At 66.2% G+C, this 22,907-nt stretch carries 21 protein-coding genes; 5 read left to right on the forward strand and 16 right to left on the reverse strand.

What is annotated here, in order from left to right; all coding sequences use genetic code 11:
* Nucleotides 1-9: 9 nt before the first annotated feature.
* Nucleotides 10-747: a hypothetical protein gene (locus tag CBW24_RS04185; RefSeq protein ID WP_097372770.1), complete on the reverse strand. Its 738-nt coding sequence runs from the start codon at nucleotides 745-747 to the stop codon at nucleotides 10-12.
* Between the two features lie 83 nt (nucleotides 748-830).
* Nucleotides 831-1,262 (reverse strand): metallopeptidase family protein, encoded by a 432-nt coding sequence (locus CBW24_RS04190; RefSeq protein ID WP_097372771.1) that lies wholly within the window; start codon nucleotides 1,260-1,262, stop codon nucleotides 831-833.
* Nucleotides 1,263-1,346: 84 nt separating this feature from the next.
* On the opposite strand from CBW24_RS04190, the gene gltX reads away from it, so the two are divergent.
* Nucleotides 1,347-2,669, forward strand: coding sequence for a glutamate--tRNA ligase (gltX, locus tag CBW24_RS04195; RefSeq protein WP_097372772.1), 1,323 nt, complete (start codon nucleotides 1,347-1,349; stop codon nucleotides 2,667-2,669).
* 673 nt (nucleotides 2,670-3,342) lie between these two features.
* Here gltX and glpX read toward each other — a convergent pair.
* From glpX to CBW24_RS04250, 11 genes are all read right to left on the reverse strand, one after another.
* The gene (gene glpX / locus CBW24_RS04200; protein WP_088663283.1) at nucleotides 3,343-4,311 is read right to left on the reverse strand and encodes a class II fructose-bisphosphatase; all 969 of its coding nucleotides are present in this window, start codon (nucleotides 4,309-4,311) and stop codon (nucleotides 3,343-3,345) included.
* A gap of 140 nt (nucleotides 4,312-4,451) precedes the next feature.
* A complete protein-coding gene (locus tag CBW24_RS04205) occupies nucleotides 4,452-5,741 on the reverse strand; it encodes a homoserine dehydrogenase (protein WP_097372773.1) in 1,290 nt (429 codons plus the stop codon).
* 150 nt (nucleotides 5,742-5,891) lie between these two features.
* The gene (locus CBW24_RS04210; protein ID WP_088663281.1) at nucleotides 5,892-6,146 is read right to left on the reverse strand and encodes a hypothetical protein; all 255 of its coding nucleotides are present in this window, start codon (nucleotides 6,144-6,146) and stop codon (nucleotides 5,892-5,894) included.
* Nucleotides 6,147-6,298: 152 nt separating this feature from the next.
* Nucleotides 6,299-6,988, reverse strand: coding sequence for a TetR/AcrR family transcriptional regulator (locus CBW24_RS04215; RefSeq protein WP_232530104.1), 690 nt, complete (start codon nucleotides 6,986-6,988; stop codon nucleotides 6,299-6,301).
* A gap of 33 nt (nucleotides 6,989-7,021) precedes the next feature.
* Nucleotides 7,022-8,329, reverse strand: a complete 1,308-nt coding sequence (locus CBW24_RS04220; protein WP_088663280.1) for a TRAP transporter large permease — start codon at nucleotides 8,327-8,329, stop codon at nucleotides 7,022-7,024.
* A gap of 34 nt (nucleotides 8,330-8,363) precedes the next feature.
* Nucleotides 8,364-8,858, reverse strand: coding sequence for a TRAP transporter small permease subunit (locus CBW24_RS04225; protein ID WP_097372774.1), 495 nt, complete (start codon nucleotides 8,856-8,858; stop codon nucleotides 8,364-8,366).
* Between the two features lie 63 nt (nucleotides 8,859-8,921).
* On the reverse strand, nucleotides 8,922-10,046 hold the full coding sequence (locus tag CBW24_RS04230) for a C4-dicarboxylate TRAP transporter substrate-binding protein (RefSeq protein WP_097372775.1): 1,125 nt from the start codon (nucleotides 10,044-10,046) through the stop codon (nucleotides 8,922-8,924).
* Nucleotides 10,047-10,119: 73 nt separating this feature from the next.
* Entirely contained in the window at nucleotides 10,120-10,842 is a 723-nt protein-coding gene (locus tag CBW24_RS04235; protein WP_097372776.1) for a haloacid dehalogenase type II, read from the reverse strand.
* Entirely contained in the window at nucleotides 10,842-12,077 is a 1,236-nt protein-coding gene (locus tag CBW24_RS04240; RefSeq protein WP_097372777.1) for a metal-dependent hydrolase family protein, read from the reverse strand. The genes CBW24_RS04235 and CBW24_RS04240 overlap by 1 nt, the downstream gene beginning before the upstream one ends.
* An 85-nt stretch (nucleotides 12,078-12,162) precedes the next feature.
* Entirely contained in the window at nucleotides 12,163-12,825 is a 663-nt protein-coding gene (locus CBW24_RS04245) for an isochorismatase family protein (protein ID WP_097372778.1), read from the reverse strand.
* Between the two features lie 298 nt (nucleotides 12,826-13,123).
* A complete protein-coding gene (locus CBW24_RS04250; RefSeq protein WP_097372779.1) occupies nucleotides 13,124-14,035 on the reverse strand; it encodes a pirin family protein in 912 nt (303 codons plus the stop codon).
* Nucleotides 14,036-14,241: 206 nt separating this feature from the next.
* Here CBW24_RS04250 and CBW24_RS04255 point away from each other — a divergent pair, with 206 nt between their 5' ends.
* Together CBW24_RS04255 and CBW24_RS04260 are read left to right on the forward strand one after the other, a co-directional pair.
* Nucleotides 14,242-14,784 (forward strand): hypothetical protein, encoded by a 543-nt coding sequence (locus tag CBW24_RS04255; RefSeq protein WP_097372780.1) that lies wholly within the window; start codon nucleotides 14,242-14,244, stop codon nucleotides 14,782-14,784.
* Nucleotides 14,785-14,912: 128 nt separating this feature from the next.
* A complete protein-coding gene (locus tag CBW24_RS04260; RefSeq protein ID WP_097372781.1) occupies nucleotides 14,913-16,355 on the forward strand; it encodes a Glu/Leu/Phe/Val family dehydrogenase in 1,443 nt (480 codons plus the stop codon).
* 276 nt (nucleotides 16,356-16,631) lie between these two features.
* Here CBW24_RS04260 and CBW24_RS04265 read toward each other — a convergent pair whose 3' ends face one another.
* From CBW24_RS04265 to CBW24_RS04275, 3 genes are all read right to left on the reverse strand, one after another.
* Nucleotides 16,632-18,731 (reverse strand): capsule polysaccharide biogenesis protein, encoded by a 2,100-nt coding sequence (locus CBW24_RS04265; protein WP_097372782.1) that lies wholly within the window; start codon nucleotides 18,729-18,731, stop codon nucleotides 16,632-16,634.
* Between the two features lie 5 nt (nucleotides 18,732-18,736).
* The gene (locus CBW24_RS04270; protein WP_088663270.1) at nucleotides 18,737-19,864 is read right to left on the reverse strand and encodes a polysaccharide biosynthesis/export family protein; all 1,128 of its coding nucleotides are present in this window, start codon (nucleotides 19,862-19,864) and stop codon (nucleotides 18,737-18,739) included.
* A 248-nt stretch (nucleotides 19,865-20,112) separates the two neighbouring features.
* Nucleotides 20,113-21,429, reverse strand: coding sequence for a capsule polysaccharide biogenesis protein (locus CBW24_RS04275; RefSeq protein ID WP_097372783.1), 1,317 nt, complete (start codon nucleotides 21,427-21,429; stop codon nucleotides 20,113-20,115).
* Nucleotides 21,430-21,666: 237 nt separating this feature from the next.
* Here CBW24_RS04275 and CBW24_RS04280 point away from each other — a divergent pair, with 237 nt between their 5' ends.
* Together CBW24_RS04280 and CBW24_RS04285 are read left to right on the forward strand one after the other, a co-directional pair.
* Nucleotides 21,667-22,272 carry a riboflavin synthase gene (locus CBW24_RS04280; protein ID WP_097372784.1) on the forward strand — a complete coding sequence of 202 codons (606 nt, stop codon included), beginning with the start codon at nucleotides 21,667-21,669 and terminating at the stop codon, nucleotides 22,270-22,272.
* On the forward strand, nucleotides 22,269-22,856 hold the full coding sequence (locus tag CBW24_RS04285; protein ID WP_097372785.1) for a hypothetical protein: 588 nt from the start codon (nucleotides 22,269-22,271) through the stop codon (nucleotides 22,854-22,856). Before CBW24_RS04280 ends, CBW24_RS04285 begins: the two co-directional genes overlap by 4 nt.
* Nucleotides 22,857-22,907: the final 51 nt, after the last annotated feature.

The following is a 22,907-nucleotide window of genomic DNA, read 5'->3' on the forward strand; positions in this document are numbered from 1 at the left end:
GCGCGGACTCTAGCGCAGAACGACCGGATTGGGGTGCAGCCGCCTGAGCCCGTTGACGGTGTGGAAGCTGTCGGCGCTGGTCTGCGCATAAAGCCGCCAGCCCGCATTGTTGCGCAGCCCCACCACCGAGGCCAGCGCCGCATATTGCCGCCGCCCGTAAAACTGAAGCGGACCGGGGGCGCCGTCCTGCTGACCGGTGGCGGCCATCGCATCCTGCATGGTGCCGCCATCGCCGCCCGCCGGATTGACATGGCTGCAGTAAAGATTGCCGCCGACCTCCTGCCAGGCGAAACAGCACCCCGATAGCTGCCCCGTGGCCATGAACCCGTCGCCGCTGTTATCGGCCACATAATAGGGCAGGGCGGTGGGATCGGCGTTCAGGTTCTGCATCCCGTAGCTGTCCGAATTCCAGTTCAGCATCGGCACATAACAGGCGTTGATCGGGCCGTGAGCGCCGATCTGCGGCAGCCCGCCCGTGCTCATGTGGAACGAGCTGATATTCTTGGAGATGTTGAAGAAATTCATCACCTTGTTGCGGCTGGGGCGGGTGGCGCCGTGGTGGCCGCGTTTGGTGTCGCCGGGGGCCGTGCCGTCCCGGTCGGGATGCAGTTTGTAGATGCTGTAGACCTTGGGGTTTGCGGCCCCCGCCACCATCGGCAGGTTCGAGCCTGCCATCTTTAGCGGATACCAGCGGAGGAAATATTCCGGGTCATCGCGTAGCGTCTGCCACGCTTCCTGAGGTGTCATGATAAAGATTCCGTTCTGAAAATAACTGCGGCAAGCCTAACAGAACGCCAACGTGACGCTAGGGAAACATGGGCTGCGGCGGGTTACTCCCACCAGCGGTCGATTTCCGCGATGCGCGCGTCGGACCAGCCGAAGTGATGCGCAAGCTCATGGACAAAGACATGGCCGATCAGCGCCCCCAGCGTCACGTTGCCCCGTTCCGCCCATTCATCGAGGATCGGACGGCGGAAGAGCCAGATCGTATCGGGGCGCTCCAACTGGTGCATGACCGACCGCTCGGTCAGCGGAATACCGTCATAAAGCCCGGTCAGCCCGAACACGTCGTCGATCTCCATTTCCGCCAGCATGTCGTCCGGGGCGAAATCCTCGATCCGCAGCAGCACCTCGCGGGCAGCCTCGGCAAAGGGGGCGGGCAGGGCATCGCGGGCCTCATGGGCCAGCTGTGCGAATGTGTCGAGATCGGGCGCGGTGGCATCGGCCCAGTCAGGTCGGGCGGGGTCGGATGAGGCGGTCATGGGGGCTCCGGGGTTGGCGGCTCTGCCCTCCATATGGACAAACGCGCCCGGCTGTGAAAGAGCAGCGGGCCAAGGAGATCCCCGATGACCGTGACCCGTTTCGCCCCTTCGCCCACCGGCTATATCCATGTCGGCAACCTGCGCACCGCGCTGTTCAACTGGCTGATCGCCCGCAAGCAGGGTGGCACGTTCATCCTGCGTCTGGACGATACCGATCCGGAGCGTTCGAAGCAGGAGTATGCCGATGCTATTCAGGAAGATCTGGAATGGCTGGGCCTGACATGGGACCGGATCGAGCGTCAGTCCGACCGCATGGACCGCTACGCCGCCGCCGCCGATGAGCTGCGCGAGAAAGCGCGGTTCTACGAGGCGTTCGAAACCCCGACCGAACTGGATCTGAAGCGCAAGAAGCAGCTGAACATGGGCCGCCCGCCGGTCTATGACCGCGCTGCGCTGGCGCTGTCCGACGACGACCGCGCCCGCCTGCGGGCCGAGCGTGGCGATGGCGTGTGGCGGTTCAAGCTCGACCAGCAGCGGATCGAATGGGAAGACGGCATCCTTGGCCCGATCTCCATCGACGCGGCGAGCGTGTCCGACCCGGTGCTGATCCGCGCTGACGGGCAGGTCCTCTATACGCTGGCCTCGGTGGTGGACGATACCGAGATGGGGATCACCCATGTCGTGCGGGGCTCCGACCATGTGACCAACACCGCGACCCAGATCCAGATCATCGAAGCGCTGGGCGGGACCGCTCCTGCCTTCGCGCATCATTCGCTGCTGACCGGCCCGCAGGGCGAAGCGCTGTCGAAACGGCTGGGCACGCTCAGCCTGCGCGATCTGCGCGCGCGCGGGGTGGAGCCGATGGCGCTGCTGTCGCTGATGGCGCGGCTGGGCTCGTCGCAGCCGGTGGAGCTGCGCGGCTCGCTCGACGAGTTGATCGAGGGGTTCGATCTGTCGCATTTCGGTTCGGCACCGACCAAGTTCGACGAGGCCGATCTGTTCCCGCTGACTGCCCGGCATCTGCAATCGCTGGAGTTCGCGCAAGTTGCCGAGCGCATTGCCGCGCTGGGCGTGCCCGCGCCCTTGGCCGAACGGTTCTGGCGGGTTGTGCGCGAAAACATCACCGTGCTGGATGACATGGCCGGCTGGTGGGATCTGTTCCGCGACGGTGGCGCGCCGCAGGTGGCGGACGAGGATCGCGACTTCATCGCGCAGGCGCTGTCGATGCTGGGCGAGCCGCCCTATGACGACGCTACATGGTCTGACTGGTCGGGCCGGGTGAAGGAGGCGACGGGCCGCAAGGGCAAGGGCCTGTTCATGCCGCTCCGCCGCGCCGTGACCGGCATGGAGCGCGGCCCCGACATGGGTGACGTGATGCCGCTGATGCAGAAGAAACCGACGCTCTGACGGGGAGGGGCTGTCCCCACCCTATGACATGCGCATAACCGCCTGCGAACAAGCGAAGCGCGCAGGCGAGCGCCTGCCCGGTCCGGCGGGCTGGCGCTTTGTCATCTCACGCTGACCTAGGAGCGGGGAGGAACGTGGCGGGGATAAAGCGCACCGATCTATCGTTGTAGCGCCACCCCCCGGGCAGGCTTACGTTGCACGCCTACGGACTAATGACCCACGACCGAGGCACTGAGCGCATCCGCTCTCGGACAAGCCCAAAGGCCGCGAGAGCGAGCGCCTGCCCGTCCCCACGGGCTGGCGCTTTGTCACCCTCGCGGTGACCTCGGACCGGAGAGGGGTGTGGCAGGGATAAAGCACACCCGCTCAGCCCGAGAAGCGCCATCCCCCGGGCAGGCTTGCGTTGCACGCAACGGACCAATGGCCCACGACCGAGGCACTGAGCGCATCCGCTCTCGGACAAGCCTGAAAGGCGCGAGAGCGAGCGCCTGCCCGTCCCCACGGGTTGGCGCTTTGTCACCCTCACGGTGACCTCAGACCGGAGAGGGGTGTGGCAGGGATAAAGCACACCCGCTCAGCCCGAGAAGCGCCATCCCCCGGGCAGGCTGATGTCGCTCTCGACGCGGGATCGACTGGGGCGGGGGGCGTGTCTGCCACGCCCCCCGCCCCCGTCTCACATTGCGCTGATCGGGTTGCGATAGGTCATGCGGCGGACCGAGCCGGTTTTCGAGCGCATCAGGATCGTCTCGGTGGTCAGATAGCCGGGCTCGCGTTTGATGCCCGACACGACCGAGCCGTCGGTGACGCCGGTGGCGGCAAAGATCACGTCATGGGTGACCAGCTCGTCGCGGGTGTAGATCTTGTCGAGATCCTCCAGACCGGCCTTGCGCGCGCGGCCCACCTCGTCGTCGTTGCGGAACAGGAGCCGGCCCCACATCTGACCGCCCATGCATTTCAGAGCGGAGGCCGCCAGAACGCCTTCGGGCGCGCCGCCGGAGCCCATATACATGTCGATCCCGGTGGAGGCCTCGGCGCAGTGGATGACCCCTGCCACATCGCCATCGGTGATGAGCCGGATCGCGGCGCCGGTTTCGCGCAGCTCGGCGATCATGTCTTCGTGCCGGGGGCGTTCGAGCACACAGAGGGTGATGTCGCGGGTTTCGCAGCCCTTGGCGCGGGCCAGCGCCTCGACCCGCTCGCGCGGGCTCATGTCGAGGCTGACGACGCCTTCGGGGAAACCGGGGCCGATGGCGAGCTTGTCCATGTAGACATCGGGCGCGTGCAGCAGGGTGCCGCGCGGGGCCATGGCGATGACGGTCAGGGCGTTCGGCATGTCCTTGGCGGTGAGTGTCGTGCCTTCCAGCGGATCCAGCGCGATGTCGACCTCGGGGCCGTTGCCGGTGCCGACCTTCTCGCCGATATAGAGCATCGGTGCCTCGTCGCGCTCGCCTTCGCCGATGACCACGGTGCCATCGATATCCAGCATGTTGAGCTGATCGCGCATCGCGTTGACGGCGGCCTGATCGGCGGCTTTTTCGTCGCCACGACCGATCAACAGCGCGGAGGCCATCGCCGCGGCCTCGGACACGCGGGCGAGGCCGAGCGACAGCATGCGGTCGTGAAATTCAATAGTATCGGTCATCGGACGTCCTGAGGCATGAGGGGCTTTCCGGTTTGGGTAGCCGCCCTGCCATGAAGGCGCAAGGCCGGGCGGCGCTGTTAGCGCCACCGGCTGATGTCTCTCGCAACCCCGCAGCCACGAAGGCGCCGGGTAGTCCGACCTTAGACCTGTTCGATGCGGATCGAGACCGGATCGCCGGTGACGACCCCGGTTGCGCCGAACCCATCGAGCGCCACGTCCAGCGCGGCGCGGGTGGTCTTATGCGTCACGATCAGCACCGGCGCGGTGCCTGCGGCGTGGTCATACTGGCGCATGCGATTGATCGAAATCCCGGCCTCGCCCAGAACGGCGGCGACCTTGGCCAGTGCGCCGGGTTTGTCGGCCAGCGCGATGCGGATGTAATAGGGCGCGGGGATCGACACCTGCGCGGAGGTGGCGTGCTGCAGGTCGGTGGCCGGGATGCCAAAGGTCGGCACCCGGATGCCGCGGGCGATATCGGTCACGTCGGACAGCACGGCAGACGCCGTCGGGCCTTCGCCTGCGCCTGCGCCGCGCAGAACGATCTGGCCGACGCTGTCGCCTTCGATCACCACCATGTTGGTCGCGGCCTGCAACTGCCCCAGCGGGCTGTTGGCAGGGACGAGACAGGGGGACATGCGCTGTTCCAGCCCGCGCCCGGTCATCTGCGCCACGCCCAGCAATTTAATGCGGAAGCCCATGTCGGCGGCAGCACGGATGTCTTCGATGGCGATGCGCTCGATGCCCTCAAGCTCCATCTCGTCGAAGCAGACCCGCGTGCCAAAGCCGATAGAAGCCAGCAGCGCCAGTTTATGACCAGCATCGATGCCGCCCACGTCCAGCGTCGGATCGGCCTCCAGATAGCCCAGCTTGCTGGCCTCGTCGAAGACCTCGGCATAGGGCAGGCCCGCGTTCTCCATGCGGGTGAGGATGTAGTTACAGGTGCCGTTCATCACACCCATGATCCGTTGGATGCGGTTGCCGGCGAGACCTTCGGTCAGTGATTTCACGACCGGGATGCCGCCTGCAACGGCAGCCTCGAACCGGATCACGCTGCCTTGCGCCTCGGCGGCCTCGGCCAGCGTCTGGCCGTGATGGGCGAGCATCGCCTTGTTGGCGGTGACGACATCCTTGCCTGCGTCAATCGCGGCTTCGGTCGCGGCCTTGGCTGGGCCATCGGCGCCCCCCATCAGCTCCACCAGCACATCGACATCGTCACGGCGGGCGAGGGCCACGGGATCGTCTTCCCACGCGTAGCCGGACAGATCGACACCGCGATCCCGGTGGCGGTCGCGGGCGCAGATGGCGGTGATCTGCAAATCGCGGCCACAGCGGGCCGACAGCAGTTTGCCGCGCGACTGGACGATCTTCACGACGCCGGCGCCGACGGTTCCGAGCCCTGCGATCCCAAGGCGAAGAGGGGCGGCGGTCATGAGGGGTATCTCCGGGTGTTGGCTGCGCTCTGCCGCGCCTGTTAGCGCAACAGGACAGGCGGCGCAACGCGGCTTGCGCGGGCGGCGGGGCCTGTGATGCGCGCGGGGGGTCTGCCAGCGTGGCGGGGCGCGCCGTGCCGGGCGCTTTCGTTATTCGATGGGGCGGGTGCGCAGGTAGTCGGCGCGGCGTTCATGCGCCGCGCCAGCAGTTTCCAGCTCCGCCACCTCGTTGCCGGTGATCCGGGTCTGGTAGGCGGGACCGGTGATCTGATCGATGGGCAGCAGCGTCGGATAGGCCGCTTGCCGGGCCTCGGGGGTGATCGCGGCGTCAAGCTCGGGGAACTCGGTGCAGCCTGCAAGAAGCGGCGCAAGGCAGAGTGTCAGGATCGGGAGTGCGCGCGGCATCGAGGCTCCGGGGCTGGCGGTCGGACGGTCGGGGCCGGGCGCGGACGGACCGCAGGGCCTGCGCGACCCTATCCTGCCGGGTGGGGCGCGATCAAGCGGCGCGGCGCGGCAGCGGACGGCCTGCGCGTCTGATGCAGCCGAACTCCGCCGGATCAGCGCGCGGATTTGGCGGCTGGTTTATCGCCGGTGGCGGCAGGCAAGGACACGTCCGGCTGGCTGGTGTCGAGGATCTGGGGCAGCACGGTTTTCCATGTCTCCAGCATCGCGCGGTAATAGGCGGGGTCGTCCTTCAGCACCGTTTGCACGCCCATGCCCCGCACCAGACATACGGTCATGTTCATCGCGGCGCGGGCATTGTGGGGCAGGCCGTCCGCCTGTTTTTCGAATTCCGACCAGATGCTGTCCAGCGCGGCGTGAAAATCGCGCACGACAGGGATCATGCCCGCGCGCAATTCAGGGTCGGTCCGGGCCTCGGTGATGAATTCCAGCGAGATGTAGAAAAACCGTCCCGAAAACATGTCCCACAGAAATTCGACATATTCGCCAAGGCTCAGTTCCTGCCGCGCCACGCGGTCGGTCACCTGCCGAATTTCGCGGGTGCCTTCGTTCAGCAGTTCCTCCATCGCGGCGAGGATGATGTCGGCGCGGGTCGGGAAATGGTGTAGCAGCGCGCCGCGTGACACCCCGGCCCGGCGCGAGAATTCCGGGGTGGAGGCGGAATTGTAGCCCTCGTCATAGATCACATCGAGCGCGGCGCGGATCAGCTTGCGCCGCATTGCCACGCTGCGCGCCTGAATGGGTTTGCCGCGCGGGGGGCCGGAAGGGGATCGCATGTCGGTCATCCAGGTCTCCTTGGTCCGCGCGGGCGGAGGGCGTCAATAAGCGAGTGAAGGCAGCCAGAGCGTCAGGATCGGGAAGGCGATCAGGATCAGCAGGGTCAGCATGTCCATCGCAAGGAACCATGTGATGCCGCGGAAGATCTCGGGCAGGGTCACGCGATTATTGAGCGCGCCGTTGATCATATAGACGTTTAGACCGATCGGCGGGGTGATGAGCCCGATCTCCAGCAGCTTGATGACGATGATGCCAAACCAGACGGGGTTGATGTCGGCCTCGGCCACCAGCGGCACGAGGATCGGCAGGGTCAGCAGCAGCAGGCCAATGCTGTCGATCAGCATCCCCAGCACCAGAAAGATCACCGTGACCGCGAAGAGGATCCACCATGTTTCCGTGCTGACCGACAAGATCGCGTCGGAGAAGGCACGCGGGAAGCCCGACAGCGCAAGGAACCGGGTAAAGAACAGCGAGCCGATGAGGATGATGAAGATCGACGCGGTGGACACGACCGCCTGCGACACGGCCTCAATCATGGCGGCGCGGGTAAGCTTGCGCCGCAGGATCGCGATGACCATCGCGGCAAAGGCCCCGAGCGCCCCGGCCTCGGTCGGGGAAAAGACGCCGGTGAAGATCCCGCCCAGCACGACAAGGATCAAGGTCGGCAGCGGCCAGACATCGCGGAAGGCTTCGCGCCGTTCTTCGGGGGTGGGGTTGATTTCGACGTTGCCGGCAAGCGACGGGTTCAGCTTCACCCGGATCACGATCATCGCCATGTAGATCAGCGCCGACAGCAGGCCGGGAATGAACCCTGCCATGAAAAGCTGCCCCACGGAGACCTGCGCATAGACCCCGTAAAGGATCAGCAGAACCGAGGGCGGGATCAGCGAGCCCAGCGTGCCGGACGCGGCGATGGTGCCGGTGGCGAGGCCCCGGTCATAGCCGTTGTTGAGCATTTCGGGCACGGCCATCCGCGACATGGCGGAGGCGGTCGCGACGGACGAGCCGGACGCGGCGGCAAAGAACGCACATGCACCGACGGATGTGATGGCAAGCCCGCCGGGCAGCCGCGCAAGATACAGCCGCAGCGCCAGAAACAGCCCGCGGGTCATGTCGGTGGACGAACAGATGAACCCCATCAGCAGGAACATCGGCGCGGCGGACAATTCCCACTGGCCGACATAATCGAACGGTGTGGCCGAGATCATGCCCCATGCGACGTTCATGTTGAACATCACGCCGATGCCCACGATCGAGACAAGGCCAAGCGCCAGCCCGATCGGCACACGGATGGCGATGAGGGCGAGCGCGGCTACGACACCCGCGATGCCGATTTCGAGGTTGCTCATCGTGTGGTCTCCGAGATCGCGTGGAAAAGTGCCGTCACAGCGGCTGCCGACGGACGATGGCGCGCAGAAGGTTGGCCAGCACGGCCAGCAGCACCCCCGCAAAGCCGATGGGCAGCGCCCAGCGGGCGGGCCAGATGTAGAAGCGGAAGTTGCTCATCGCTTCCTCGCCGCGCCCGGTGGCGCGAATGGCGTCATGGAGCGATTGCCAGAACAGCATCCCGAAGAACACCAGCCCCAGCACGCAGGCAAAAATATAGAGGCCCAATTGCACCGATTTCGGCATCATCTGGGCGAAGAGGTCCACGCGGATGTTTTCGTTGCGATATTCGACAAAGCCGAGCGCAAAGAACACCAGCGCCACCATGTAATAAAACGACACCCATTCCAGCGTGCCGACGATTTGTCCATTGACGAAATAGCGCACGCCCACATCGATGGTGATATGCGCCATCATCAGCAGCATCACGACACAGGCCGCCGTGGCGGTGCCGATATTGAGCCAGCGGATGATCCCGAGGATAAGCTGCATGAGGAAACCCCGCCTTTGTAGGTCTGTGGCGCGGGCCAGCTATATCGCCGGCCCGCGCGAGTATCAGTTCACGCCGTAGGTGGACGCGTCGATCTTGCTGTAGATTTCCTGCATGGCAAGCTCGGTCAGCGCGTCTTCGTCGGCGGGATCGACATCGGCGAGCAGATCGATCCATTTCTGCATCGTCGTCTCGAAATCTTCGATCAGCGCGTCGGGTTCGGCGACGCCGAAATCGGTCCCGGCCTTCTCGGCGGCGGCGGCGGAGGTGCGATCGCGGAATTCGGCGACGTGATCGGCAAGATCCTGTTCGGGCTCATAGACGTTGCCGCCCGCTTCCTTCGACGATTCAAGCCCGGCATCGACCTTCTCGTTATAGGCGATGACCATGCGCGCCATCGAGCGGGCGGAAGCCTCCATCAGCACTTCGCGCTGCTCGGCGGTGAGGCTGCCCCAGAACTCCGGGTTATAGCCCCATTGCGGACCGGAGTAATACATGCCGGTCGACAGCAGGGTGGTGTGCTCGGCCACTTCCAGCAGCGAACGGTCGACAAGGTCGCTTGCGGCGTTGGTCGCGCAATCGAGCGTGCCACGCTCCAGCCCGGTATACATTTCCGAGGAGGGCACGTTGACGGGGATGCCGCCAGCTTCCTCGACCCAGACCGACACGGCGGAGCCTGCGGTGCGGATGCGCTTGCCCTTCATTTCGTCAAGGTTGCGCACGGGGCTGGAGCACATCAGCACATAGGCGGGGGTCGCATAGGCGCCCAGATACACCACGCCCTTGTCCTGCCATTCCTGCAACTGCACCTCGTTGTTCATCGAGAAGTCGGTGACGGCAAAGATCGCGGCAAGCGGATCGGAATAGGCAAAGCCCAGTTCCTGCACGGCGTTGGAGACGGGCAGATCGGAGGGCGTGTAGATGGCCGCGTGATGGGCGACCTGAACCACGTTATCCTGAATGCCCTGAAGCGAGGCGCGCGGCGCCAGCAGCACGGTGCCGGTATAGACTTCGGGCTTCAGATCGCCGTCGGACAGTTCCTCGACCAGTTCGGCCCAGCGGACATAGCCTTCGCCCGACATCGGCACGGCCCCGTCGTAGAAGCTGTTGGCGATGAAGGTGGTCTCCGCCGCGGCGGCGCCGGTCATCATCATCCCGGCCAGTGCGGTGTAGGTCAGCAGTTTTTTCATGATTTTACCCTGTTGGTTGAAAATGCAGGACGCCTGCCCGTGTTTTTGGTTGGTGCGGCGATTGTGCAGGCGGTCATAGGTCGCCGCGCTCGTGTGCCTCCGCCATGTCCCGGAGCGAATTGAACCGGAATGTGGTGTCGGCCAGTTGTCCGGGGTCCATCGTGGCCCCAAACCCCTGTTTCTGATGGCGGCGATAGATCCACGCGTTGTCGAGCCCGTTGGCGCGGGCCGGAACGTGATCGTGGAACATGCTTTCGGCGGTGTGCAGCAGCGCGGACCGGGCCAGCCCCATCCGTTCGATCCCCGCCAGCAGGTAATCGAAATTGCGCTGCGAGGGCTTATAGCTGCCGATATCCTCGGCGGTGAAGACCGCGTCCCACGCGATGCCGAGCCTGCGCGCCGATCCGGCGAAGCTGCGATTATCGACATTGGACAGCACGATCATCCGGTAATGCTGCTTCAGATAGGCCAGCGCATCGGCGCTGTCCTCGAATGTAGGCCAGTCCGGCACGCTGGCGCCGTAGCGTTCGCACGCCTCCCAATCGGCGGGCAGGCCCAGCTCCTCGGCGCAGCGGCGATAGACGGTCGCGAGCAGCGCGCTGTAATTCCGCGCCGGGGTCTGCGCCTGCGCTGCGCTTTCGTGACGGGCGTGCATTTCCAGCACCGCATCGTCGGAGATCTCGCGGTCGAGCTGGTCGGTCAGGGGGCGCAGCCCGGTGACCATACCGCTTTCCCAGTCGATCAGCGTGCCATAGACATCGAAGCTGAGCGCAGCGTAGGAGGCAAGCGCAGCCATCAGAGCGTCGCGGCCTTCTTCACCGCGTTTCCACCCTTCATGATGAGCGGCATATGCGCGCCTTGCTCGGTCAGCAGCGACAGATCGTCGAGCGGGTTGCCCTCCACGGCGATGATGTCGGCATGGGCGCCCGGTGCGATGGTGCCGATCTGGCCTTCCATGCGCAGCACCTTGGCCGCGTCTACGGTGGCGGAGCGGATGACGGCATCGGCGGGGATATACCGCCCGCGCAGGGTGAATTCGCCCGATTGTTCCGGCTGCATCCCGCCCAGCAAGTCCGAGCCGTAGCCCATGAGAACCCCGGCGGCGTGCATCTTTTCCAGCCGCTCCAGCCCGGCTTCGCGGACGTCGGAAATCTTGGCCACCGATTCCGCCGGCAGGCCGAACTCCGCGCCCGAGCGGGCAAGGATGTCATAGGTGATGTTAGTGGGCACCACGGGGATGCCCTCCTTGGCCACCCGCGCGATTGTCTTGTCGGAGATCAGGTTGCCGTGCTCGATGCATTCAAAGCCGCAATCCAGCGCCCGCACGATGGCTTCGTCGGTGTAGAGATGCCCGGTCGCATAGGTGCCAAACCCCTTGGCGATTTCGACCAGCGCCTTCAGTTCCTCGACCGAATAGACGAGGTAGCCGATGGGATCGGAGGGCGAGGACACGCCGCCATCGGCCATCACCTTGATGAACTGGGCGCCGTTTTTGATTTCCTCCCGCGCGGCGCGCTGCACATCGGGCACGCCGTCGCACAGGCGTCCCATCGCGCCGAGGCTGTCGGCATACCATTCGGCGCCGCGATTGTCGTAGGGGCCGCGATAATCGGTATGGCCGCCGGTCTGCGACAGGGCCTTGCCACAGATCACCAGCCGGGGCCCGACGAACGCGCCCTCATCCACCGCCATCTGCAAACCGCGATCCGCGCCGCCCAGATCCCGCACGGTGGTAAAGCCGCGCATGATCATGTTGCGCATCAGCAGGCTGCTGCGCGCGGCCACCAGCGACGAGGGCAGCGCGGCGTTGCGGCCCAGATCGGCGGTGGTGGCGATCACATGCACATGGCAATCGATCAAGCCCGGCATCACGGTCAGTCCGGCGAGATCCAGCACCTCATCGGTGGACGCGGTGGCGTCGGCGCCAACCTCGCGGATCTTGCCGTTCTCGATCACGATATTGACGGGCGCGGCAGGCTCCGGCGCGGTGCCGTCCACAATCCGGGCGTTCTTGAGCAGTTTCAGGGTCATGTCGTCTCGCTTCGCTCGTCTCGCGGCAGCGCAATGCTGCCTTGTGTTTCATCGTGACGGCGCCCGCAGCCGCCGGTTGGCGGGCTCAGGCGGGGACCGGGGCGTCGGCCCCGGTTTCGCGGCGGTGCCACGCCCGCACGAATTCCAGCGCGTAGTCCAGATCGACCACATCCACATAGCGCCGTCCCAGATCGCGCAGGTTGTCGCGGTGGGGCTGTTCTTCGATATCGCCCACGCAATCTTCGGGCACCAAGGTGCGGTAACGGTGGCTGAACGAATCGATGGAACTGGCGCGGATGCAGCCGGAGGTGTTGCAGCCGGTGACGATCACGGTATCGACCCGCTCCTTGGCAAAGAATGCCGGAACATCGGTGCCAAAGAAGATCGACGGGCCTTTTTTGCACACCGTCAGGTCGTAGTCGGGATCGTAGATGCGGGGGTCGATTTCGACGCTGGGATGATCGTGGCGGAAGGTCTCGCGCACGGCAGTGATCTTCCAGTAGGGCATTTCGCGTTCGTTCATGTAGGCGGTGTTGCAATTGGCCACCGGCACCCCGCAGTCGCGCGCGACCTTCAGCAATTTTGCGGTGTTTTCCATCGCCCGCATCACCAGCGGCGCGCCACCCAGCGGGTATTGCGCATCGGTAAAGCCCAGCTGAAAGTCCACGACCACGATGCCCGGCTTGGCCCCGGTCCCAACCGGAATTTCGCCGTAGCTGCGACGCCCGTAATCATCCTGTGCCGACATGCGTGGTCTCCTCTTTCGGTTGGCGCAGCGTTGCGTGCTATAAAAAATCAGTCAAGACTGTTTTTTAATTTGCGCGACGAGGGACGCAGGTTTCCCGTCACCGACCCCCTGCCGGGCCCCGACCGGTCAACTGGCGGGCAGGCGTGCCTGAATTTCAGACGGTGGGCGAATTCCTGATCGCGCAGCGCCGTCGCGGGGCAGGGGGGCGCGCACAAAAAAGCGGGGCGGAACTGTCGTTCCGCCCCGCCTTGGGTGTCGTGGCGCCTGACCCGCGCGCGGTGGATCAGGCAAGGTCAGATCAGTGGGCCGGGCGGATGAAGGTGCCGTTGCGCAACTCCGCCATCGCGGTCATCAGCTCCGCGCGGGTGTTCATGACGATCGGCCCATGCCACGCCACCGGCTCTTCGATCGGGGCGCCGGAAATCAGCAGAAAACGGATGCCGTCTTCGCCCGCCTGCACCGTCACCTCGTCGCCGGTGCCAAAACGCACCAGCGTGCGGTCGCCCGACATATCGCGGATATTGACCTCCTCGCCCATTACCTCCTTCTCCAGCAGGACGCCGCCCGGCGCGCTGGCATCGGCAAAGGCGCCGGAGCCTTCGAAGATATAGGCGAAGGCCCGGCGATAGGTGTCGACCGGGAAGGTCTTGCGCACGCCCGGCGGCACATAGATGTCGAGGTATTGCGGATCGGCAGCGATGCCGTCGACCGGCCCCGTCTGCCCCCAGAAGGAGCCGACGATGACCTTCACCCGCGTGCCGTCATCCTCCCAGATTTCGGGGATCTCCTTGCCCTGCACGTCCTGATAGCGCGGCGCGGTCATCTTCAGGCTGCCGGGCAGGTTGGCCCATAGCTGAAACCCGTGCATCTGGCCCTGTGCGTTGCCCTTGGGCATTTCCTGATGGAGAATGCCGGAGCCTGCGGTCATCCATTGCACATCGCCCGCGCCCAGCGTCCCGGTATTGCCGAGGCTGTCGCCGTGATCGACGGTGCCGTTGAGCACATAGGTGATGGTCTCGATCCCGCGATGCGGATGCCACGGGAAACCGGCGGCGAAATCTTGCGGATGCTCATTGCGGAAATCATCGAAAAGCAGGAACGGATCGCTCAGTTCCGGCTCGCCGAAGCCAAAAGCACGGTGCAGTTTGACGCCCGCCCCCTCCATCGTGGGGGTGGCGCGGCGCAGATCGGTGACAGGTCTGAGAGACATGGGCGTTCTCCTTTCACCCGGTCATTTAGGCACAGGCCGGTCGCCGCACAATCTGCACAAGCGGTGGGGGCCTGTGCACAAATGCAGAGCCCGACGGCACGGCGCCCGGCGCGGATCGGCGGGCCGGGCTTGTCGATGGCGCGCGGCGCGCGAAGCGGCTATGCAGCAGGAAACGCGGCAGCCGCGCCCCGGCGAAAGGACAGTCTATGACCCCCGACGATATTCCGCAGAGCGGTCTTGGCACTGGTCCCGTAACCAGGCCGGTTCTGGCCGAAGCGCGCGCCAGCGGGCCGCGACGCGGGCTTGCTCTGGCGGTGCTGGTGGCGCTGGGCGCGATGCTGCTGTGGCTGGGCCTGACCCTGCCCGAGGGCGGCGCGGTGGCGCGGCTTGGGCTGATGCTTGGCGGGGGCGTTGCGCTGACCGGGGCGGAGGCGATGCGCCGCGCCACGCGATACGCGCTGATCCTGACCGACAGGGCCCTGTTGGAGGTCGACGCCGACGGGCAGCCGGGCCGGGTTCTGGCGACCCTCGACGGGATCGCGGCGGTGGAGCGGGGCACATTCGCGATGAAGCCGTCGAACGGGTTTCTGCTGCGGCTAGAGCAGCCCGCGGGCCGGGTTTGGGCGCCGGGCCTGTGGTGGCGCATGGGGCGGCGGATCGGGGTTGGCGGTGTGCTATCGGCGCCGCAGACCAAGGCGATGGCGCAGATCATCGAGTTCCGTCTGGCGGGCGGCGATCCGCGCGATTGAGCGGCGTCTGCGCCGGGGGGCGCAAGCCTGCTTCGGGGCCTCCGCTACGGAAACACATGTGTCCGTGCGGGAAATTCAGCCTACACTCCGACAGGCAGCGCCCCAATGCTGCGTGACAGGAGGACCCGATGGCAGCCGTCAAACCCATTTCCAATGAGCCGAGCTTCCGCAAATCCGTCGATCTGATGTTCGACCGGGCCGTGGGCCTGATGGATCTGCCGCCCGGCTTGAAGGAAAAGATCCGCGTCTGTAACGCCACCTATACGGTGCGGTTCGGGGTGCGGTTGCGGGGCGAGATCCGCACGTTCACCGGCTACCGCTCGGTCCATTCGGAACATATGGAGCCGGTCAAGGGCGGTATCCGCTATTCGATGGCCGTCAATCAGGACGAGGTCGAGGCGCTCGCCGCGCTGATGACCTACAAATGCGCGCTGGTGGAGGCGCCCTTTGGCGGCTCCAAGGGCGGGCTGTGCATCGATCCGCGCGAATGGGACGAGCACGAGATGGAGCGCATCACCCGCCGCTTCGCCTATGAGCTGATCAAGCGCGACATGATCAACCCCGCACAAAACGTGCCCGCCCCCGACATGGGCACGGGCGAACGGGAAATGGCGTGGATCGCGGACCAATACGCGCGGATGAACACCACCGACATCAACGCGCGCGCCTGCGTGACCGGCAAGCCGCTGCATGCGGGCGGCATCGCAGGCCGGGTGGAGGCGACGGGACGCGGGGTGCAATATGCCTTGCGCGAATTCTTCCGCCATCCCGAAGATGCCAAAGCTGCCGGGCTGTCCCCCACGCTTGAGGGCAAACGGGTCATTGTGCAGGGGCTCGGTAATGTGGGCTATCACGCCGCACGGTTTTTGAGCGAAGAGGATGGCGCGAAGATCACTGCGGTGATCGAGCATGACGGCGGGCTGGTCGATCCCGACGGGCTTGACCCCGAAGACATTCGCCAGTGGATCGCCGTGCATGGCGGGGTGACCGGCTATCCCGGCGCGCAATATGTCGAGCGCGGCGAAGTGCTGCTGGAGGCGGAATGCGACATCCTGATCCCGGCGGCGCTGGAAGGCGTGATCAACCTGTCGAATGCCCGCCGCATCCGGGCGCCGCTGATTATCGAGGCGGCGAACGGGCCGATCACCTCTGGCGCGGACGAAATCCTGCGCGAGGCGGGCACCGTGATCGTACCCGACATGTATGCCAACGCAGGCGGCGTCACGGTGTCCTATTTCGAATGGGTCAAGAACCTCAGCCATATCCGCTTTGGCCGGATGCAGCGCCGACAGGAGGAATCGCGGCACCAGTTGATCGTTGACGAGTTGGAACGCTTGTCGGCGGATCAGGGCACCGGCTGGAAGCTGAGCCCCGGCTTCAAGGAGAAATACCTGCGCGGCGCGGGGGAATTGGAACTGGTCCGCTCGGGTCTCGATGACACGATGCGCGAGGCCTACCAATCCATGCGCGAGGTCTGGCACGGGCGCGAAGACGTCAGCGACCTGCGCGTGGCCGCCTATCTGGTCGCCATCGAACGCGTGGCGCAGAGTTACAAGGCGAAGGGATTGTAGGGGGGTGTCGGTCGGGTTTTGGGGTTCGCGGCGGACACGCACGCATCGCTTCACGATCGCGGCGATTTCGAAAACCTCCGAACTCCGCTCACCCGCCCGCGAACAAGCGAAGCGCGCGGGCGAGCGCCTGCCCGGTCCGGCGGGCTGGCGCTTGGCCATCCTATGCTGACCTCGGAGCGAGGAGGGATGTGGCTGGGATAAAGCACACCCGCGTAACCGGATCAGCGCCATCCCCCGGGCAGGCTCCTGTTGCGCCTCAAACCAGACCGCCCGCGCTCACCGCCGCCACAGCCCCGCATGGCCCGCGAGCGCGCCCTGCATCCGGGCCAGCAGGCGCAGGGCCGGACCGGGCCGGTGGGCGCGGGCAGGGGCGTTTTCCAACCGATCTACCACCACTTCGACCGGGCAGGCGTTGCCGGTCACCGGATCGACATAGCGCGGGTAATCGATCAGCACCGCGTGGGCCAGTTGCTCCAATGTCGGGCGGGCCTGCCTGCGGGCGGCAACATCGGTGGGCAGGGGGATGGCCTGCCCGGTCAGACCCCATCCGGCATAAAACGGCGCGCCAAGGCAGGTCACGGGCTTGCCCCGGATCAGCGCCTCGAACCCCATGAGCGACGTCATGGTCCAGACCGCATCGCAGGCCTCGATCAGACCGATCGGGTCGGCCTCGGTCGCGATCACATCGGCGAGCCCTTCGGTATCGCTGGCGCTCAGGCGACCGGGGCGCAAGCCCGCCTCGACATCGGGGTGGGGTTTATAGACGAGGATCGCGCCGGGATTGGCGGCGCGCGCATGGCGCAGCAGGTCGAGATTAGTGGCGACCGTGGTGCAGCCGAGCCGGATCGAGGCGTCATCTTCCACCTGTCCGGGCACAAGGATCCGGTGGCCGGGCGGCAGATCGGGCAGCGGGCGGGGCAGGTTGTATTTGCTTAGCCGGGCGCGGGCCAGCCGATCAATCAGACTGCGGGCGCGGTAGGTGCTGGCATCGGGGAGCGCGGGCGCGGCGGTGATGAGGTGTTCCAACCGGCTGGGGCGTGTCGGGTCGTAATAGATACCCAGATCGTCCCGCACCAGTGACAGCGGCGGCACGAGTTGCGCGCCAAGCCCGCGCGAGCGCAGAAACCCGTCTTCGACGCGGACCAGCGGCACGGCGCGGGCCGTGGTTTCAGCGTCGAGCGCGGGGGTCACCCGGCCCGCCCATGCCAGCACCGGCGCGTCCGCCTGAGCGGCCAGTTGGGCGGCGCGGGCGGGGGCGTCGGCAAACCGCAACCGGCGGGTGTGCCCGAAGATGCGTTGCATATGCCCGCGCTTCCACGCCCGCATGCCGTAGCCGACGCCGCCCGCGCGATCCTCGCGCCATGCCCGCACCTCGGCTTCCAGAACATCTATCGCGCGCTCCAGATCGCAAAGCTCATCGCGGAACGGGTCATACCAGATCGGCGCAAGGATCATCGCAGCCGCGAAAAGCTGGGCGCGGGTCAGGCGGCGTTCGCGGCGGGGCACCGGGTTTTCGTCCTGCGTCAGACCCCAACCGGCATAGAACGGCTGGCCAAAGACACGGGGTTTATGCCCGGCCATGATCGCCTCGAACCCCAGTTGGGACGAAACGGTATAGACCGCCGTCGCGCCTTCCAGCAGGGCCCAAGGGGCGGCGGGCGCGTCGTAAATCTCCACCCCCGGCAGGCCGGGATCGGCGGCGAAATGGCCGCCGCGATAGCCTGCGCGGGTTTCAGGATGGGTCTTGATGAGGATACGCGCGCCGGGATTCTCGATCTGCGCGAACGCGAGCATTTCGTTGAACGTGGCCGCGCTGGCCCCGCCATGACGGATCGAGGCATCCCCGGCGGTCTGGTCCACCACCAGCACATAACCGGGCGCAGGTGCAGGGAGGTTCGGGTCGAAATCATTGTATTTCGAAAGGTTGCCCACCCGTAGCCGTGCCATCGCCGCGCGGGCCCGGTTCAGCAGCGCGGTGTCGTCCAGCGGATGCGTGGCAAGAAGCTGTTCCAGAGCCGAGGGTGTCGCGCTGTCGAAATGCACGCCGACCGGGTCGAGCAACAGCCCCAGCGGCGGCGCGCCTGCGCGGCCCGGATGGACCGAGCGCAAGAATGCATCTTCGACCCGCAGCAATCCGGTGGCGCGGCGGGTGGCCACGGCCTCGCCCCGTGCGGCATAGGGGCTGCGGCCCCAGACGCCGACCCACTCGTCCGGCGTGTCCCGGCGCGGCCAGCCCAGTGTCACCTGCCAGCCCGCCAGCGCCAGCATGCGCCGCAGCCGCGCTTGGGTTAGGAAACCGGCATTGTAGACATGAAGCCGCCGGGCGCTGTGGTCAGGCCCGGCGGGATCAGGATCAGGTGGGGTCTGTGGCCCCATGCGAATTACTGCGACAGGGTCGACGCGGTATCGACCACCCCAGCGGCGGCGCCGACGCTGCCGGTCAGGGCCGACAGGGTTTTCTGCCACTGCACGAAGGGCGCTTCGGTGACATAGACCGTATCGCCATCCCGAATGGCGAAATCGCGCGCTTGGAACATGCCGTTGGGTTCGGTCAGGTCCAGCACATAGACGAACCGCTGCGTGCCTTGCAGATCGTTGCGGCCCAGCACGGCGCGGGCGACGTCTTCGGGCTCATTGCGGAACACGAAAACGCCGGTCGGGTCGGCCAGCTGGGTGCTGAGACCGCCGACCTGCGCGATGGCTTCGATGGCGGAAATGGTCTGCGAGCGGAACTGCACCCGGTTCTGGCTGCCGGTCGCGCCGAGCGCGGTAAAGGCGCGGGTGTCCTCTTCGACCAGAATACGGTCGCCGCCGCGCAGGGCGATGTCATAGCGCGGGTTGCGATAAAGGTCGTTGAACCAGACGCGGGCGCGCTGGCCGCCGCGCACGATGGTGATCTGCGCGATCTCCGGCTCGATGGCGATGCCACCGGCGCGGGCGATCATCGACGACAGCGTGCGGGTCGGGCGCTCGATCGGGTAGACGCCCTGCGCGCCGACGCCGCCCACGACCGACACGGTCGCGCCATCGCCCGCCAGCCTGCGCACCAGAACCTGCGGATCGGGGGTTTGGGTGTCGAGCTTGGAGGTGATGATGCGGCGCACGGCCTCGGGCGTGTTGCCCGCCGCGCGGATGCGCCCGGCATAGGGCACAAAGATAAAGCCCGCGCCATCGACCTGAACCTCGTCCAGCAGGGTCGCGTTCTGGCCGGGATTGACCAGCAGACCGTCATCGACGTTTTCGTAGATGGTCAGGCCCAGCACGTCGCCGGGGCGGATCGTGTCGGAGCCAAGCGCGCCCGCGTTCACGAAATTGCCGGAAAAGCCGAGCGCGGGCACCACGGCGGTGGCGCGGGTCACCCGGTCATTGACGGAAACGACAAAGGCGTCGCCATCGTTGAGAACCGATCCGGCGAAGATCTCTTTCTTGTTGGGGCCGCTGCGCGGCAGCGCACAGGCTGCGACGGCGACAACAAGTGTTAGCAAGGCCACACGGCGGGCCCAATTCATTAGTCCGGTATTCACTGCTCGGGCCCCTTTACGGATTGCGCCTCAAGTTTTGCCTACAACCCTACAGCATGACCGAAGAAACGGAAGCCACCCCTGCGCGGATCGGCCCGCCCGAAGGCGGGTGTGACCCATCCGCCGCGCTTTCGCGTGGCCGCGCGCCGCATCGGGCAGATGTTGGGGCAGGGCGGGGCGCTGGCACAAATCGAACATCTAGCCCTAAATGGCCGGGTTCCGGGCACGGGTGCGGCTCAGGTCACGACCTTTAGCATATGGCGTGGCGTGGGACGGCCCTGCGCCAAGGCCTCGTAGGGGTCGTCAGGGGCCAGCATCATGTCCACCACCTGCCGCAGCAATTGCCGCCGCCCGCGCGCGGAATAAAATCCGCCCGCCACCTGTGAAGTTTCCAGCAGATAGGAGCGGAAATCGCGATAGGCGCGGCTGTCGGGGCGCATCGGCGCAGCGAAGAACTCCGGCAGTGGCTGCTGGGAGACGAAATGCGGCTTGGCATAGACCGCGTCGCCAAACACCCGCAGCGGCAAGCCGCGCCACAGCACCTGTTGCCCGGCAGTGGAGTTGACGGTGACGGCGCTGCGCGCATCGTTGAGCAGCCGCGCGAGTTTCCCGCCGCGCACATAATGCACCCGCCCCGCCACACCATGCTGACGCGCCAACCGGCGGATCACCTGCCGCTGGGGGACGCGGCCATCTTCCAGCGGGTGAGCCTTAAACACCAGATGATGATGCGCGGGCGCACCGGCGGCAAAGCCTTCGATGACAAGTTCCAAGAACTCCGCCATCGTGTCGAATGGGCTGTGCTGCTGAAAGCTGCTGTCATGTTCCAGCTGCAACAGCGCCAGATGATAGGGAAAGCCGCCGCGCCGGATGCGCGTGGTCGCGGTCATCCGGTCCAGCGCCAGCCACGGCATCAGCAGCAACCGTTTCAGATAGAGTTGGAATTCCCGCGTCACCGGCAGATCGCGATGGGGCTGGAAATTGCGGTAGCGCGCGTTTCGGAACATGACCTGCGCGTGGTAAAGCGCGCCGTAGAACACATGGTGGCGCATATCGCCCCAGAGCGACGGGCTGTCGGGCATTTCGGTGTCGCATTGCGCCAGCGCCTGCCGCATCTCGTCCAGATCGAGCCGCATCAGCCGGGAATTGCCGTTGGAGCCATCGCGCTCATAGGTGACCCAGTAGGGGCGCAGGTAGCCTTCCTCGAAGACATGCACCACCAGCCCGGCGGCACGGGCGACACGGATCGCATCGGCGTGGATGGCACGCACATCGCCGTAGAGCACCAGATCGGTGATCTGCCGGTCGGCGATCAGGGTGCGGAACGTCTCGGGCCAGTCGGCGGTCGGACCGTCATAGGGGATGTAGCTGCGCCGATCGCGCCAGAACACCTCATCACCGCGATTGAAACCGACCCGCCACACCTCGGCCCCTGCGGCCCGCAGCATCCGCCCCAGCCGGTCAAAGAAGGGGCCATGCGGTCCCTGCAAGAACAGGAAACGGCGGCGGTCGGGGACGGTGCCGTCATCGGGCAGGATGGGGGTGGTGGACATGGCGGTTTCAGGACTCCTCGGACATCGCCAATAGATCATCACCACAGACACGACCATAGCGGCAGGGCGGTTTCATGGCATCTTCGCGGCGGGGCGGGGCCGATGCTGCCCGAATGCGCATCGCGATGGGGGCCGGGCGCGCGAAGGTCGGCCCCGTTGCGCCGCCGCCCCTTGCCCAAGGCGGACCGCGGGGCTACCCCTGAGCCGACAGCAGATAACAGCCGGAGGCCCCGCGCCATGTTCACAGGCATCGTCACCGACATCGGACAGGTCCGCCATGCGACGCGGCAGGGCGACATTCGCGCGCGGATCGGCACCGGCTATGACACCGGCGGCATAGATATCGGCGCGTCCATCGCCTGTGACGGGGTGTGCCTGACGGTCGTGGAACTGGGACCGGACTGGTTCGACGTGGAGATCAGCGCAGAGACGGTGTCAAAGACCAATATCGGCGCCGATGGCTGGCCCGAAGGGCGGCGGCTGAACCTTGAACGCGCACTGCGCGTCGGCGACGAACTGGGCGGGCATATCGTGTCAGGCCATGTCGACGGGGTGGCGGAGCTGATCGATATGCGCGACGAGGGCGACAGCACGCGATTGACCTTCCGCGCGCCGGAGGCTCTGGCCCGGTTCATCGCACCCAAGGGGTCCGTCGCGCTGAACGGCACGTCGCTGACGGTGAACGAGGTGTCGGGCCGGGAGTTCGGCGTGAACATCATCCCGCATACCAAGGTCGCGACGACATGGGGCGACGCGCGGGTGGGCGACGCCATCAATCTGGAAATCGACACGCTGGCCCGCTATGTCGCGCGGCTGGCCGAGGCGGGGCAGGTCGGCGCATGACCCTGCCGCATGGTCCCGGCCATAACGGTGGCCCGACGATGGAGCGCGGCGCAAGCTGGCGGCGCGTGGCCTGGGGTAAGGCACGGGCGGAGTTGCTGCCGCAACTGCCGCTGAACGTCATCAAGCGCCGGGTCGCACGGGCCAAGGAACTGGGGCTCGATTATCGGACCTATGCCACGGTGCATGCGGCCTCGGGGCGCGATATCGTGGCGTTTTTGTTTTCCACCAATGCCCTGCGGTTGCTGCGCAGTCATGATGCCGTGCCCGTTCCGCGCGCCGAGAAGCTGCGCGCCCTTGCGCGCTGTGACACCGGTCTGTTGACCCAGCCGCCGTTTGCGGCAGAGACGCTTGCGGCGCGGCTGCAGGCGGAACAGGGGCTGCGCTTTGCCCCGGTCACCCACGCCCCCGCCCTGTCCGAAGGATGGGGGGACACCCGCGCGCGGCTGCGCGGCATGTTGCGCGCGGCCCGGATTGACCCCGATGGCGTGGTGATCGTGGGGGATACGGCGCTGGAAAGCGGCTGGTCCGCGACCGCGTCACTGGCCGGGCATGTGCCGGCGGAGCGGTTTTTCGCGACACGGTAGCGCGCGCTGGCGCACAGAGGTCTCGCAGCACGCTGGCTCTGGCCTTTGAGC

It is taken from the genome of Pacificitalea manganoxidans, assembly GCF_002504165.1.
GTDB lineage: Bacteria > Pseudomonadota > Alphaproteobacteria > Rhodobacterales > Rhodobacteraceae > Pacificitalea > Pacificitalea manganoxidans.

Excerpts from the sequence above, each read along its gene's own strand:
- CBW24_RS04260 (WP_097372781.1), top strand. The coding sequence starts at position 14,913 with ATGGCAGCCGTCAAACCCATTTCCAATGAGCCGAGCTTCCGCAAATCC.
- CBW24_RS04245 (WP_097372778.1), bottom strand. The coding sequence starts at position 12,825 with ATGTCGGCACAGGATGATTACGGGCGTCGCAGCTACGGCGAAATTCCG.
- CBW24_RS04230 (WP_097372775.1), bottom strand. The coding sequence starts at position 10,046 with ATGAAAAAACTGCTGACCTACACCGCACTGGCCGGGATGATGATGACC.
- CBW24_RS04270 (WP_088663270.1), bottom strand. The coding sequence starts at position 19,864 with ATGAATTGGGCCCGCCGTGTGGCCTTGCTAACACTTGTTGTCGCCGTC.
- CBW24_RS04205 (WP_097372773.1), bottom strand. The coding sequence starts at position 5,741 with ATGACCGCCGCCCCTCTTCGCCTTGGGATCGCAGGGCTCGGAACCGTC.
- CBW24_RS04255 (WP_097372780.1), top strand. The coding sequence starts at position 14,242 with ATGACCCCCGACGATATTCCGCAGAGCGGTCTTGGCACTGGTCCCGTA.
- CBW24_RS04265 (WP_097372782.1), bottom strand. The coding sequence starts at position 18,731 with ATGGGGCCACAGACCCCACCTGATCCTGATCCCGCCGGGCCTGACCAC.
- gltX (WP_097372772.1), top strand. The coding sequence starts at position 1,347 with ATGACCGTGACCCGTTTCGCCCCTTCGCCCACCGGCTATATCCATGTC.
- CBW24_RS04250 (WP_097372779.1), bottom strand. The coding sequence starts at position 14,035 with ATGTCTCTCAGACCTGTCACCGATCTGCGCCGCGCCACCCCCACGATG.
- CBW24_RS04240 (WP_097372777.1), bottom strand. The coding sequence starts at position 12,077 with ATGACCCTGAAACTGCTCAAGAACGCCCGGATTGTGGACGGCACCGCG.
- CBW24_RS04280 (WP_097372784.1), top strand. The coding sequence starts at position 21,667 with ATGTTCACAGGCATCGTCACCGACATCGGACAGGTCCGCCATGCGACG.
- CBW24_RS04215 (WP_232530104.1), bottom strand. The coding sequence starts at position 6,988 with ATGACCGACATGCGATCCCCTTCCGGCCCCCCGCGCGGCAAACCCATT.
- CBW24_RS04220 (WP_088663280.1), bottom strand. The coding sequence starts at position 8,329 with ATGAGCAACCTCGAAATCGGCATCGCGGGTGTCGTAGCCGCGCTCGCC.
- CBW24_RS04185 (WP_097372770.1), bottom strand. The coding sequence starts at position 747 with ATGACACCTCAGGAAGCGTGGCAGACGCTACGCGATGACCCGGAATAT.
- glpX (WP_088663283.1), bottom strand. The coding sequence starts at position 4,311 with ATGACCGATACTATTGAATTTCACGACCGCATGCTGTCGCTCGGCCTC.
- CBW24_RS04275 (WP_097372783.1), bottom strand. The coding sequence starts at position 21,429 with ATGTCCACCACCCCCATCCTGCCCGATGACGGCACCGTCCCCGACCGC.
- CBW24_RS04210 (WP_088663281.1), bottom strand. The coding sequence starts at position 6,146 with ATGCCGCGCGCACTCCCGATCCTGACACTCTGCCTTGCGCCGCTTCTT.
- CBW24_RS04285 (WP_097372785.1), top strand. The coding sequence starts at position 22,269 with ATGACCCTGCCGCATGGTCCCGGCCATAACGGTGGCCCGACGATGGAG.
- CBW24_RS04225 (WP_097372774.1), bottom strand. The coding sequence starts at position 8,858 with ATGCAGCTTATCCTCGGGATCATCCGCTGGCTCAATATCGGCACCGCC.
- CBW24_RS04235 (WP_097372776.1), bottom strand. The coding sequence starts at position 10,842 with ATGGCTGCGCTTGCCTCCTACGCTGCGCTCAGCTTCGATGTCTATGGC.
- CBW24_RS04190 (WP_097372771.1), bottom strand. The coding sequence starts at position 1,262 with ATGACCGCCTCATCCGACCCCGCCCGACCTGACTGGGCCGATGCCACC.